We start from the raw sequence: 12,809 nt of genomic DNA on the forward strand, positions 1-12,809 counted from the left end.
CATTAGCTACTCGGCCCCGGTCGCTGCTTCATGCACAGCAGCAGTATGCCCGCCGCTACCATGCTGACGGCGATGTCGGGAGTGACCGCATCGAGTAGGTAGGCCACCAGGGCAGCGGCGATGATCGCCACTCCCTGGATGCTGCTCGACTGCTGTAGCCACGCCTTCATCAAACTCAGACGTCAAGCGCGCCGCTGTAGGTGCTGCGCGACTTCAGCAGCGCATAGCTCTGCGCCAGCGGGTTGCTGCCGTCGATCGTGTCCTGATAGGCGAAGCTCTCCGGTGTGGTGGTGAGAATGTCGCTGGGATTTGCCCACCGCGTAGCTGCATCTGCATAGGTCGCAAACATCACGTTGATCGTGCCGTGATCGCTGCTCATCATGAGCACACGGAGATATGCCTCAGGGTAGTCGTTCACACCGTCATTGTAATCCATCTGAAGTGCCATGCTTGTCTCCTTATCCGAAAACTTCGATTGCATCGACGCGAATGTGCCACTGAATGGTCTTGGCACTCTCGCCGGTGACTCTGGCGCGTAGTGCGCCGTTGGTAGTGTCTGCATCCCACGTGATGATCCACGTCAGCGATCCCGTGTTGAAAGTGTTGACGGTGGTGACTGCGCCGATCAGTGCTGTGGTCGCCGCCGTGGCGTCGCGTTTGATGCAGCCCACATATTCCCATGCCATGCGGTCGCCCTTGGAATCAGTGCGATGCGCGACGGCATATGCTTTGAAAAACCAGCAGGAGTTGGCGATCAACACCATGCGGTTGCTCAATGATGTCCAGGCAAACAACTCGGTCTGCGTGGCGTCTGAGGTGGAGTTGTAAACCTGCATGGTCAGTGTCTGACCGTTGGAATTTGCACCACCCAGAGCCAACGAGCTTGGCGCACGAGGCTTGCCGTTTTGATGGATGCCGATGGCGTATGTCTGGCTGTTATCGGTCGAGTTATTCCCCAGCGCGATGCTGTTTGAACTGTTTGCTGTAGCGGCACCCCCAATGGCCACACTGCTACCGGCTGACGCGCCAAGTCCGACTGCTGTGCCTGACGATGACTGAGCACCTGCACCGAGAGAAACGCCCGTGCCGACTGTGGCGCTCTTTCCGATAGCAACGCCGGAATATTTAAAGGTGCTTGATGCCGTACCAACGGTGATCTTGTTCCCGATGAGCACCATGTCGCCGTCGCTGGCACTGACATTGGTGTTGCCGTACATCGTCGTGCCGTTGCCGATAATGATGTTGCCAGCATTCAAGCTGCCGTTGGCGTAAGCCTGTGTGCCGTGCAGTGTGTTGCTGGAACCGATGATGATGCTCAGGTCCTGCAACCCATTCACCTGGTTGTTGGTGCCGAGCACGATGGCGTTCTGCGACTGAGATCCCGACAGCGCATCGCCGTCGCCGATCGTCAGGTTATTTCTCCCAGCGCCATATCTGAGACCGGTCGAAACAAGCGGAAGGAAGCCGCTGTTCATTTAAAAATCCCCGCCCTCAATCACAACATTAAATGGCTGCCCGGTGGCGACGTTAGTCCCCACTTTCACGCTGTAGCCAGCTGGCAGAATCAATCCCAGCGACACTGTGCCCGACCATGCTGGTGAGGTGGTGCTGGCGGTGGTGACGAGCACGGTAATCTCACGATAGAGCCGGTTGTTGGTGCCGTCAGACACGAAAATGGTGATGGTACCAGCAGCAGTGGTGACTGAGGCCGTGACGGTGATGCGTTCAACGCGACTGCCATTGGCGCCGGCAGTGAAGGCAGTGGTGAGAGTGCCCGTACCATCACGCGCCGTGTTCGCCGTGGTGACTGTGCTGAGAGCGATCTTTGGTGTCGCTACGAAAATCGGCGCTGTTGCCATGCGCTAGTCTCCTCAAAGGTAGCCGAGCGAGTACCACGTCAAACCGGTCGGGCTGCTTGAGCCAGAGCTTGATGGCGCGTCGGCGTTTACGAAGTTGGTGCCGTCATACTTAATGATCTGGCCGGTGGACGGCGTGGTGATCACCACGTCGGTAAGGCTGTCCAAATTGGTTGGAATTGTCGGCTTGCCGCTGAGGCTGCTGTAAGGCAGCTGACCCCAAGCGGTGTCGTATGCGGTGCTGGAATTCTTCAGCAGTACGTCGCCGGCATTGCCGCCAGCCGCTACGCCAGGACCAGTCGCGCCGGTGGCTCCCGTTGCACCAGTTGCACCGGTCGCACCTGTTGGCCCTTGAATGCCTTGGGTACCGGGAATGCCTTGCGGCCCTTGTGGGCCGATGTCGCCCTGCGGACCAGTTGCGCCAGTAGCACCTGCGGGGCCGGTCGCACCGACTGGTCCTTGAATGCCTTGGGCGCCGGTATCGCCTTTGTCCCCTTTGGGTCCTGTCGCGCCAACTGCTCCCGTTGCTCCGGTCGCACCAGCTGGTCCTTGAATGCCTTGGGGCCCAACGTCTCCGGTGTCGCCTTTGTCCCCTTTGGGTCCTGTCGCGCCAACTGCTCCCGTTGCTCCGGTCGCACCAGCTGGACCTTGAATGCCTTGGGCGCCGGTATCGCCTTTGTCACCCTTGGGGCCAGTTGCACCTGTCGCACCAGCTGGTCCAGTTGCGCCAGTGGCACCTGTCAGCCCTTGAATGCCTTGCGCTCCGGTATCGCCCTTGGCACCGGTTGCTCCCGTTGCACCAGTAGCGCCTACTGGCCCTTGAGGGCCGACATCGCCTTGGTCACCTTTGGGGCCAGTAGCGCCGGTCGCGCCAGTGTCGCCTTTGGGCCCCTGGATGCCTTGGATGCCCTGAGGACCAACATCGCCAGTATCGCCCTTGTCCCCTTTGAGACCTTGGATGCCTTGTGCGCCGGTATCACCCGGATCGCCTTTGTCGCCCTTTGGCCCTTGAGGGCCGGTATCGCCTTTGGGGGCGATCACAGGCAGCGAAGCGACTTGCAGCACGCGCTTGATGGTGTTCGGGTTTTCCTCAACCCGAAGCACCTGATTGGAGATATTCTCCTCAACGACGAGAACAGTTTTTGTCATCGTGTGACGCTCCCCTCGATGAAGCAGGCGCCACCCATGAAGCGAAACACACCGCCGCTCACTGCCAGCTTGAGATCGTAAACAGCACGGCAAGGCGGCAGCGTTGCTGTATCCTCATCGGCAATCATCAGCGTGATCGTGCCCTCAGTGCCGCCAAGGATGATCCTGCCATTCTCAGTGGTGAGCGTGATCAGTGGCACTGCGTCGGTAATGCGATGACGAATATGCATGGCGGCCGTGTACCCGGTGAGATCCACAGGGGTGAGAACCTCATTCTCTTCGTCGCAGATTTTTCCCTGCCAGGTGAATGTGTCGCCCTGAATGATGGTGAGATCATACGGCTCGACGTCTTGAATTTGGGTCATGCGACCTCCTGCATAATCGATGTCAGATAGCGAGAAGCTCCGCAGCGCGATCAGCGGTTAGCAAGCCGGCAGCCTTGATGGCATTCACGCCCTCGATCGTCTGCTGATCGGTGAGATCGACATAGGTGGCAGCGGACAACTTGAGCAGCCACACCAATACGGAGGCATTGCTCTGCGCCGCTGTGGCGATCGCTGCGCTCTCTTCCGTGCTGAGGCGATTCATGAACTCAAGCCCGGTGAGACGGGTTTTCGGGAAATGCCAACCCGCCGGGTATTGTTGAGCGAACACGTCCTTCAGCTCATCCTCATTGATGATGCGAGTGGCAAAGCCGCCTGCTTCCACGAAGGCGGTATAGCTCTCATCAGTAACAGGCACGTACTGCGCGGCAGCGCTGCTGTAGACGCGATCGGCATCTGAACCCACGATCCAGAACCACTTGTCGGGTGAGTGATTCATCATGCGTACTGACCTCCAGTGTAAAGCGTGCCGCCCCCAGTGCCAGGAAAGTAACCGGTTCCACCGCCGGCGGTATTGCAGACAGAATTGAAGTACATGAGATAACGCACGCCGGTTGCAGTGCCGCTGTAGCTGAATGACCCGGCCACGATGTTGCTGTTGTAATATCCGCAAACGAAGGCTGTGGAGAAATTCGGAGTATTGGTGACAGTGCAGCTTGAGTTAGAAAGATAGATGCTGCCCGAGTTTTCCGCGTATGCAAAACACGGCGCACCACCGATGATCTCGAAACTCGCTGCGCCGTAATCTGACCTGAGTGCGTCGATTTGCCCGGTGCTGTCGGCATAAAGATGTGCCGTGCCGCAGGAGTTAAACCGCACATTGTCGTAATAGATGGATGTGCCTTTATTGGCCCTGAGCGCGCAACCAGTACCACCAGTTGGTGACCCTGTCGCTTGAAGCGTGAGCGAGGAGATCCAAATCTGACCACCAAAGGTGAAGTTGAAGCAGTTGCCTTGCGACACGGTGATAACGGCACTTGGAGCGTAGCCTGAGTTACCGGCGATGAAGACGCGCCTTGCATTCATGGGCTTGTAGGTGGACGTGATACCTGCGGAATAATACCCGTTTCTCACCCAGATATAGACATCAAAGAATGCGCAGTCGTAGTTCGCGCAGATCATGTCCCAGGCTTTTTGCAGGGTATATAGCGGCGCAGCCGATGTTCCAGGGTTGGTGTCATTCCCCGACGTGGCGTCCACGTAGATGTAGAGCGAGGTAGTGAGCACGGTGCGTCCGCCGGAAGACGAGCCAGATCCAGAACCAGATCCCGCAAGGGTCTGAATGGCGGTCAGCAGCTGATTCTGCTTCGTCTTGTCGGGTGTGATGCCGGCCGCTGTGAGCACATTGAGGATTTCAGCCTGCTGTGCATTCAGCCAATCTGCCGTAACCACGGTACCGGCAATACCCAGTGCAGGATTGCCGTCAGTGAACCAACCAGGCGTCCCAGCGGCGCCCGGCGTGGGCATCACTGAGACGGCGGTCGATGAATCAATTTTATGGACCATACAGGCGCCTCGCGTATCAGGATGGAAGGGTTATTCCGGCTATTTACCTGATCTACGCGAAACGGCTGTGTGTGCTTATGTGTAGCTGAAGACCGGACGTGTATGCGCAGGAGCAATGCGTGTGAGTTCGCAAACCAGCACGTCATTGCCGAAACTGGTGAGTGGCTCACCTGCTGTGCTGCTGCCTGCTGTGAAGTGGCGGATGTTCAGCAGTGCGGCGTTGATGCGCATCACGAACTGCATGCCTTCGGCCATAAGCGGCTGACCGGCACGCATTGCACCAGCGCGGCTGGGCTCATATTCAGTGATGGTGATGGGATAACCCAGCGCAGCCGCGATATCGATGAAATGCTGAAGGGATTGGCCGCCACTGTCGATGAAGCGTGCCACCACCTGTGCGCGACGAGCTTGCAGTGTCGGTGCTGGCCCTTGGCACTCGTCGGGCAGTCCGAGGCTCGCTTCCCACTCGGGCAACAGCTCAATCGTGCTGCTGGGGAAGGTATCAACGAGGAGGTTGCCTGCGCTGTGACTGTTGGTCACGTAAACTGGTACCAGTGCCGCGGCCGTGCGAGTGAGGTTGCTCTCAGTCTCCTTCGGCCAAGCTTTGCCGGTGGGAAGGAGATTGAGGAAGGCTTGAGCGAACTGCTCAGCAGTGTAGGTGGGGATCGAAGCCATCAGCTGAAGCTCACAGTGCCAACGCTAGGAAGCGAGCCAACTGCGATGTTCACAGGGGCAGCAGGGGATGACAGAGTGAAGTGATCAACGCCAGTCACACGGGCGATCGCCGACGTGATGGCAGAGGGGTAAATCGTCGTACCCAGTGGCGAGCCGATGTTGACGAACAGCTCTGCTAGCTCGGCCTTCACCGCATCCTGATTGGCCAGGGAGTTGGGGCTGAAGTTGGCGATGCTGATATTGATCGGCTGCGGGGTAGGGGCGCAGACGTAGACCAGTGCGGTGGCAGGGCGAAGCGGGTTGATGGCATTGGCCACAGTCAGCTGATCACCGGTTGCTGCGGTGGCGCGCTTCTCGAGAGTGGCCACACCATTGCTGCCCTGTGGGTAACCCGCGTTGAGCGCCTGCGCGTTGTCCAGCATGACGTACAACACCACGCTGCCGTTGCCCGCCCCATTGGGATTACACCATGCACGGGTTACACCTGGCACTGCCAGTGCCCAATTGATGTAGTCGGTCGCTGCACCGCCTTGCGGAGGGGAGGCATATTTGAGGAGCATGCGCGTGCGGAGTGCATCGTCATCCTCCACGTCGGCACCGCCTGTGAGATCCGTGCTCGCTGTGCCAGCACTGGTAATCCCAGCGATGGGGTTAGCCAGGGTGACGGCGACACCGATATTGGCATTGCCCGTAGAACCAGCCTCCACAGCGCTGACAGTCGCATCCACACTGCCGGAGCTACCAACCGCAACCGAGGCGGTCGTCGTGTAGGTAACACCGTCTGCGCGGGTCACTACGCTGCCCGCTGGTATCACTGTTCCAGCTACCCCGGCGAATGTGACCTTGCCCTGTGCGTATGTTGCAGGGGTCCGTAAGACGCCTTTGAGCGCTGCCCATGCATCGAGGAATTCACCGGTTGCAGTGAACGGCACGCTCTGCTTTGCGATCCAATCGAGATAGCCGAAGTGCAAATGAGAGAAGCCAGCTTGCGTGGTGGCGAGTGTGCCGAGCACTGAGTTGCGAAGCGGCGTACCAGTGGGCAGTGCGTTGGCGATTTCTTGCAACGCCTGTCGCTGCAAATCCGTCAGAGACGGGCGATAGAAGGGCATATGGGTACCTCACTGTGAGTGTCGTCCCATATTTACCGAGAGATGCCCAAACCAACGTCTGGTCAGACCTCCACGAGGGTGCCAAGCTTCAGACATGATGACAGCTGATTTTCGAAGTATATCCGCCAAACAAGTGGGCGAGCTACTTTTTATTGGGGCGAAGGAGGCAGCGAAGCGGTCGCGGGAGCAAGCAGGGACGTTTGGCGAGAACATCGAAGCAATGACGGCTGTAACGCTTTGTGTTACTGTCGCCGAAGCGGTGATAAATGAACTCTGCCACTGGTTCGAATTCCATCGATATCGTTTACCCTTTGAGGCTACCCTCGAATTGCCACAGGATTTCGATCGGTTGGAACTCCGGCAGAAATGGCAGCTATTTCCCATCGTGGTCCGTCAGCGCTCTTTCGACCGTAGCACCGAGCCATGGCAAAGCTTTGATGCCCTTATTGAGCTTCGTAATTACGTAGTGCATCCAAAGCGCCGAGCGCCACCGAAGAAAGCGGCCGGTGTTATTGTATCAAAGTTGAAGACAAGGGACTTCGGTCACGAGGTGGCACGATGGGCATGCACTACCATGTTTGATATGATCAGAGAGATGACCAGACTGATTGAACCTCCGCCGGAGTGGATTGGCATTTTTTGGCGCTGGACCCCTACGTACTTCCCGCCTGGCTTGTCAACTCCCGGAAATCCAGAAGGTCCTGCCTAAGCCGGCCACGTCCAGCTAAAACGGAAGGGCCTGGACTTCGTGTTGTCAGGCTTGGTGATGGTGATGTCGATGCTCAGCATATTGGACGAGAGCCACTGAGTCCTGACGTCGATGGCGGTGGCAATGCCGTCCTCGATCAGCCATTCCAATGCCTCTTTGCAGTAGTCCTTGGCTTGCAGGAGGATGGGCGTCTGCCCCACCTTCTTTGCTCGGTTCAGCTGCCATAGACGGCTGCCAATCGGGCTATCTCTGTAAGTGTCACCCCACCAGCCGCGCCGGTCTGTGGTGCCGTCTGTGGGCTTGTAGTCGGGTGTAGCGATGCGGTCGGTGAAGAGGCTCACCATGATGGCGCTGTTGAGCGCTGCATCTTGGGCGATGTCACCAGCTTCGAATAGCCAATCACCCGCGGCGTTCTCCAAACTCCATTCGATTTTGATGTCGGACATGACGTCTCCTTATGGCTTGGGTGCGCCGCTCAGGCCATTGCCCGGCTGTGTGTTTTGATGAACGTGCTGCTTCAGCGAGATCGTAGCTGCCTTCACGTCGCCGCCCGTGCTCACCACATCACCTGCGACTGTCAGCTTGCCACTCATCGTGACCTCTGGCGTCGTGATGTTCACCTTGGTGGCCGCTGTGATGTTGACCTCGCCGGCTTTCACCTGGATGACGGTGCCTTCGAGGTTGTAGATCCTCACCTCGTTGGTCACCATGTTCTTGGGACGTGAGCCTTGGTGGTTGCTGGCCACGATGATGCCGTTGGAATTGTCGCCACTGACATTCACCACCACCACATCGCTGCCGACAGGCAAAGCGCTGGCGAAGCCGTAAGTCTGCATGGAGTTGCGATCGCCAACCTCAAGCGGGTTGAAGCGAGCCTGCACGCGCTGAATGACGCCCTTCTCGATGGTGGTTGCGGTCGTCTTTGCCAACCGGATGACGTTCTGCACTCGGCGGAAGATGCGTGTGAGATCCTGCATTATTGCTGGCTCCCTTGCTGTAGAGCCTGCGTGCGATCCCAATCGTAAGGGCTGAGCGTTGTAGGCTGGATGGAGAAGGCTTCTGGCGGCATGAGCACCATGTCAGCGGTGGTGCCAGTGGTCATGCCCCGCGAGTAGGTGACCTCACTGAGCACCCACTTCTTCTTGCTGAGGTACAAGGTGGGAATGTCCATGGCAACGAGCGTGTTGGGCTGCCATAGCCTGCCATCGACATCGCGCCAGCTGTCCACGGTGACGCGTGCTGCCTGACTGCGACCCCAGCGACGATTGTTCTCCCAATCAGCACGTGCCTGTGAGAGGGATTGGCCGTTCTGAAACTGCTCGCCGACGATGATCATTGGCCGATAGCGCGGAGTGCCAACGTCCCTAGAGGTAGCGACCGCAAAGCCCGCACCGCTGTTCAAGCTCTGTCGCACATCGCCGGTCGTGTCCACAGTGGTAGGCACCACGATGTAATGGCTGTATCGCTGATCCATGCAGAAGGCTGCACCGGCCGACTGGATGTTGATGCCTTCTGTTACACCGCGCACTTCACCTGCATGCTTGCCGATGCGAGAGATAACAAGGTTGCCGTCCACGTCATCATACAGCAGCACGCCTACAGATCGTGCCACGCGTTCGAGAATCTCATATGGCGTCTCGCCGAGGTTGACGCTGAAGGTCTCAAACTTGATCGGCTCAACGCCAACCTGTGCGGTGAGATCGGTGACTTGGATGCCGAAGGGCTTGCAGAGCTGCTGGGCGAGTGACACGAAGGTAGCGCCGTTGATCTGCCCGCCGAATGCCTGGATGTCAGCGCTGCAATCCATCAAGTCCTGGCACTTGCTACGACCGCTGATCCGGATGGTATGCTGATGGGCATTGAAGCTCGGCGTCACGCGATCGATGTAGCCCGTGAGCACCAGCGTACTGCCGATTTTCACTTCGCATCGCATGCCGGGCTGGAACACCACGCTCATGCTGCCGGGGTATTTCTCGGTAGCTACGATATCAAAATCACTGGGGAAGCGCTCAACGCCTCGCGTGAGCCTGATTTCCTGCCAACCAGATACGATTTGTCCGTTCGCCGTGATGCTGAGATCGTCTTGCTTTGCCATCACGTATTTACCGCGTTCAGCTGCTCAATGCCGAGAAGGTGGTGGGCATCATCAGCGGGTGCGGCGTGTCTACGCGCTGCGCTAGCTCTTCCGCTCGGTCTGCATCCTCATACAGCGAGTACGCGATCACGAGGCTAGGCAGCGGCGCTGCGCGGGTGATGGCGATCACCTCGGGCAGATTGATTGCGCGACTCTGAAGATCATTGCTGACCGCAGTGCGGAGATCGCGTAACGCGCTGTAGGCTGTGTCGTCGCCTAGGTCGCCTGCAATTTGGATCTCTCTGTCATACAGGGGCAGCAAGCGATGCAGCATGTCCTGTGCTTCACTGCTGCTCACGGGTGTGTACAGGGAAACTGCTGTAGCCAAGCTAGCCAGTGCAGCACGTCGGCACAGGGCCGATGTCGCTGTGATGGCAGTGTGCTTGGCCTTCGCTGTCGGTGATGCCGAGACGATTGGCCCCTGCGTTTGGTTGGCAGTGAGGCCGTACTGCGCGAGGTTGATCAGCAAGCGGATCTGATCGGCCGGGTCAGCAGCGGCGAGCCGCAGCGTTTCGGTGAGATCCTGTACGGACGCGGCGATGTCTTCGATGACGCTCATAGGCTACCTACCAAATTCGAAACTGTTGATCCCGCGCGAGTGACAGTGTCACGGAGACGCGTTGCACCTTCGAGTGCATGGCTGACACCGTTCTCGGTACGCTGCACCATGGCCAGCCCACTGCTGACCTCAGTGACCGCACCCTGAGCGCTGTTGATGATGCGATTGAAGCGACCAAAGGCGCCGCTGGGCACGCCCAGCGCAGTAGCGAAGCCCTGCACGGCACCAAGCGCCTGCCGCGCATCGCCTACCGTTCTTTGCACCGCGTCAACATAGCCCTGCGCTGTCTCGCGCACGCTCTGCACGGCCGCCAGTCCATCGCCCACGATGTCCTTCACCCCGTCCAGGAAGCTGCCAGAGGCCGCACCATTGGTGTTGAGCACGGCATCGGTGATGGCGCTGAGGGTGGAAGTCTTGGCGACCGGCCACAGGCTGGTGGAGCTTTCCTCCTGTGTGACCAAAAAGACCAGGCTGAAACCAACGACGTTGCTGCCGCTCTCCTTGGCCTCGCTGAAGCCGCTGGCCACGAGGCTGACAGTCTTTGAACCCAGGCGGGGATGAACGAACTCCCCAGGACCGGACTGCTCGCAAGCACGCTTGATGGATTCAAATTTGGATTTGACGTCGTCGCCCTGGACGAAGCCAACCACCGTGAATTCCTCAAGGCCCTTGCCGAGATCCTCGACCCAGGGGGTGTCCCGGAACGGGTACTCATGCACGGCCACACGGCGGCCTGCCTTGGTGCCGATGCTCTCGACGATGAAGGGAACACCGCGCCAGGAAGCAGCCTGGAGATCGTTGTACCAGATGGGGGTGAAAACCACGGGATGCTCCTTATGCAGTTACGAATGAGGGCATGCCCATGGACACCAGAGGCGGACCACCGAAGGCATCGCCTGTGCTCGTGGCACTTGCCAGCATGCCTTGCGGCGCGTTGGCGAAGTTGATGCCTACCTGGATGTTGCCGTTGACGTCGCGGATGTTGCCCTGCGGTGCTGTGACCGCTGAGACGTTCTGCGGCTTCTCAGGGGCGGGTTGGGGTGCCGGGGCAGCTGGTTGCTCTTGCTGGCGTTGGCGCTGCCGCTGGAGAATCTTCTCAGCCTGCTGACCGCGAGCTTCGTCCTCGTTCCGGTTGCCGTGCCTTTCAAAATGCTGGCTGTAGCCTTTGCCGATGTCAGCAGCCGTAGTCCCGGCTCGTGCCTTGTCAGCTGCCGCCTTTTCCGCGCCGTTCCTCTCCTGCATGAAGAAGTCCAGCTGCTGATCGAGGGTGCCGCTTGAGGGCATGTAGCCGTATTGCCGCATGAAGGCGGCAGCACGATCACCGCGCCATTGGAACAAGCCGTGTGCGCCTGCACCGCCACCAGCCGTGTTGGTGGCTGCGGTATTGCCGCCGCTCTCCGCCATGACATTGGATGTGACGCCCGCTGCCTCCTCATCGCTGAGGCCGCGTGCCTTGAGGCCGTCGTACACTCTGTTCTCAGCAATGGTGGGGCCATGTAGACCCAACCTGCGCAGCTCGTCGGCTTCACCAGCGTTGGTAGTGCTAGGCCGCATGATCGCGCCGAAAGTCGTGATACCGGCTATGGGCGGCAGGAAGCGCAAGAGGCCACCTGCTGCGGCGGCAGCGCCGCCCGCTACTGCACCGCCACCCGCCGCGGCTGCTGCACCACTTCCCACACCTGCTGCGGCGCCTGCTGCGCCTGCTACTGCTGCCGCGCCACCACCGACGATGCCAGCGACAGCACGGCCGAGGGCCACGACGTTGGCCATCACGCCAAAGAACTTGGCTCCGAGCCAGAGGGCGAAGAAGGCTTCCGCCGCTGTCTGCCAGCCGCCGATCTTCTGCGCGATGTCATCTGCCTTGGTGAAGAATGCGCCGGCTTGCTCAGTGATCTTCTTGAAGTCGATCTCGCCGACCCACTTTGCGAAGCTCTCAACGTATTCGTTGACCTTCGTAGCCATCCACTCGCGGTTTTTGGCGATCCAGGTAGCCAGCTGGGTGATCATAGGGCTGAGCGTGGGACCGAGCTTCTCAGCGATGCTCCAGCCCAAACCCTCAACGCTCATAGCCAATTCTGTTTGCGCTTGGCGGAGGCGATCTGCCTGCTTGACGCCTTCCTCGTTGACGGTGCCATATTTGGCAGCCATCTGCTGGTATTCGCGGATGCCGGCAGCACCTCGCTTCAGGAAGGGGAGTAGACGTTCAGCTGCACCACCAAAAAGCTGGGTAGCGACCTGAGCTTGGATGGTTGGATGCTTGATGCGTGCGATGCTATCAGCTACCTGCTCGAACACCTCAGTGCCGCTCTTGGCTTCAAAGCCGCTGCGCCGGATGTTGATGCCTAGCAGATTGAACAGGCGCGCAGCGTCTGGTGCACGCCCTGCAATCGCATCCTGCATGAGATCGCCCAAGTGGGTGAGACCGGATGCAAGATCCTCACCGCTGGCACCGGCCAGTCGTGCTGCACCTTGCAGGGTGTGCAAGTTGGCAGCGCTCGTGCCCATGCGGGCGCTGGTGTTCTGAAGCTGAGTGCCGAAGTCAGCCCAGTTGCTCACTAACTTATAGAGGCCGGCAACGCTGGCAGCGCTTGTGATCGCACCCAGCGGGCCTACTGCGCTGATGAGGGAGCGTGCAAAGCTGGCAGCATGGCCGACAGCCCCTTTCAATGCTCCGCTGAGCTTGTTCAGCCCAGAGACATTGGCAAACTTCTCCATGCTGGCACGCATCT

At 59.1% G+C, this 12,809-nt stretch carries 16 protein-coding genes; 1 reads left to right on the top strand and 15 read right to left on the bottom strand.

Features of this window, described 5'->3' with window-relative positions; translation table 11 throughout:
• Positions 1-175: 175 nt before the first annotated feature.
• The 9 genes from Q7A36_RS21965 to Q7A36_RS22005 form a co-directional block, all read right to left on the bottom strand.
• The gene (locus Q7A36_RS21965) at positions 176-448 is read right to left on the bottom strand and encodes a hypothetical protein (RefSeq protein ID WP_305105892.1); all 273 of its coding nucleotides are present in this window, start codon (positions 446-448) and stop codon (positions 176-178) included.
• Positions 449-458: 10 nt separating this feature from the next.
• On the bottom strand, positions 459-1,475 hold the full coding sequence (locus tag Q7A36_RS21970) for a hypothetical protein (protein WP_305105893.1): 1,017 nt from the start codon (positions 1,473-1,475) through the stop codon (positions 459-461).
• Positions 1,476-1,859: a hypothetical protein gene (locus Q7A36_RS21975; protein ID WP_305105894.1), complete on the bottom strand. Its 384-nt coding sequence runs from the start codon at positions 1,857-1,859 to the stop codon at positions 1,476-1,478.
• 12 nt (positions 1,860-1,871) lie between these two features.
• Positions 1,872-3,005 carry a collagen-like domain-containing protein gene (locus tag Q7A36_RS21980; protein WP_305105895.1) on the bottom strand — a complete coding sequence of 378 codons (1,134 nt, stop codon included), beginning with the start codon at positions 3,003-3,005 and terminating at the stop codon, positions 1,872-1,874.
• A complete protein-coding gene (locus tag Q7A36_RS21985; RefSeq protein WP_305105896.1) occupies positions 3,002-3,370 on the bottom strand; it encodes a hypothetical protein in 369 nt (122 codons plus the stop codon). The genes Q7A36_RS21980 and Q7A36_RS21985 overlap by 4 nt, the downstream gene beginning before the upstream one ends.
• Positions 3,371-3,392: 22 nt before the next feature.
• A complete protein-coding gene (locus Q7A36_RS21990) occupies positions 3,393-3,830 on the bottom strand; it encodes a hypothetical protein (RefSeq protein ID WP_305105897.1) in 438 nt (145 codons plus the stop codon).
• Positions 3,827-4,894 (bottom strand): hypothetical protein, encoded by a 1,068-nt coding sequence (locus Q7A36_RS21995; protein ID WP_305105898.1) that lies wholly within the window; start codon positions 4,892-4,894, stop codon positions 3,827-3,829. Before Q7A36_RS21995 ends, Q7A36_RS21990 begins: the two co-directional genes overlap by 4 nt.
• A gap of 75 nt (positions 4,895-4,969) precedes the next feature.
• Entirely contained in the window at positions 4,970-5,569 is a 600-nt protein-coding gene (locus Q7A36_RS22000; protein ID WP_305105899.1) for a YmfQ family protein, read from the bottom strand.
• Positions 5,569-6,678 carry a baseplate J/gp47 family protein gene (locus Q7A36_RS22005; protein WP_305105900.1) on the bottom strand — a complete coding sequence of 370 codons (1,110 nt, stop codon included), beginning with the start codon at positions 6,676-6,678 and terminating at the stop codon, positions 5,569-5,571. Before Q7A36_RS22005 ends, Q7A36_RS22000 begins: the two co-directional genes overlap by 1 nt.
• 94 nt (positions 6,679-6,772) lie before the next feature.
• Here Q7A36_RS22005 and Q7A36_RS22010 point away from each other — a divergent pair, with 94 nt between their 5' ends.
• Positions 6,773-7,387, top strand: a complete 615-nt coding sequence (locus Q7A36_RS22010) for a hypothetical protein (RefSeq protein WP_305105901.1) — start codon at positions 6,773-6,775, stop codon at positions 7,385-7,387.
• On the opposite strand, the gene Q7A36_RS22015 is transcribed toward Q7A36_RS22010, so the two are convergent.
• The 6 genes from Q7A36_RS22015 to Q7A36_RS22040 form a co-directional block, all read right to left on the bottom strand.
• Complete coding sequence (locus Q7A36_RS22015; protein ID WP_305105902.1) at positions 7,384-7,833, bottom strand: phage GP46 family protein; 450 nt, start codon at positions 7,831-7,833, stop codon at positions 7,384-7,386. The genes Q7A36_RS22010 and Q7A36_RS22015 overlap by 4 nt on opposite strands.
• Positions 7,834-7,842: 9 nt before the next feature.
• The gene (locus Q7A36_RS22020) at positions 7,843-8,364 is read right to left on the bottom strand and encodes a phage baseplate assembly protein domain-containing protein (RefSeq protein ID WP_305105903.1); all 522 of its coding nucleotides are present in this window, start codon (positions 8,362-8,364) and stop codon (positions 7,843-7,845) included.
• Entirely contained in the window at positions 8,364-9,482 is a 1,119-nt protein-coding gene (locus Q7A36_RS22025; RefSeq protein WP_305105904.1) for a phage baseplate assembly protein, read from the bottom strand. Before Q7A36_RS22025 ends, Q7A36_RS22020 begins: the two co-directional genes overlap by 1 nt.
• A 16-nt stretch (positions 9,483-9,498) precedes the next feature.
• A complete protein-coding gene (locus Q7A36_RS22030) occupies positions 9,499-10,080 on the bottom strand; it encodes a hypothetical protein (RefSeq protein ID WP_305105905.1) in 582 nt (193 codons plus the stop codon).
• Positions 10,077-10,904 carry a DNA circularization N-terminal domain-containing protein gene (locus Q7A36_RS22035; protein WP_305105906.1) on the bottom strand — a complete coding sequence of 276 codons (828 nt, stop codon included), beginning with the start codon at positions 10,902-10,904 and terminating at the stop codon, positions 10,077-10,079. Before Q7A36_RS22035 ends, Q7A36_RS22030 begins: the two co-directional genes overlap by 4 nt.
• A gap of 10 nt (positions 10,905-10,914) precedes the next feature.
• Positions 10,915-12,809 (bottom strand): phage tail tip lysozyme (locus Q7A36_RS22040; RefSeq protein ID WP_305105907.1); only part of this gene is annotated, 1,895 nt, incomplete at its 5' end.

It is taken from the genome of Paracraurococcus lichenis (assembly GCF_030657435.1).
GTDB classification, from domain to species: Bacteria; Pseudomonadota; Alphaproteobacteria; order Acetobacterales; family Acetobacteraceae; genus Paracraurococcus; species Paracraurococcus lichenis.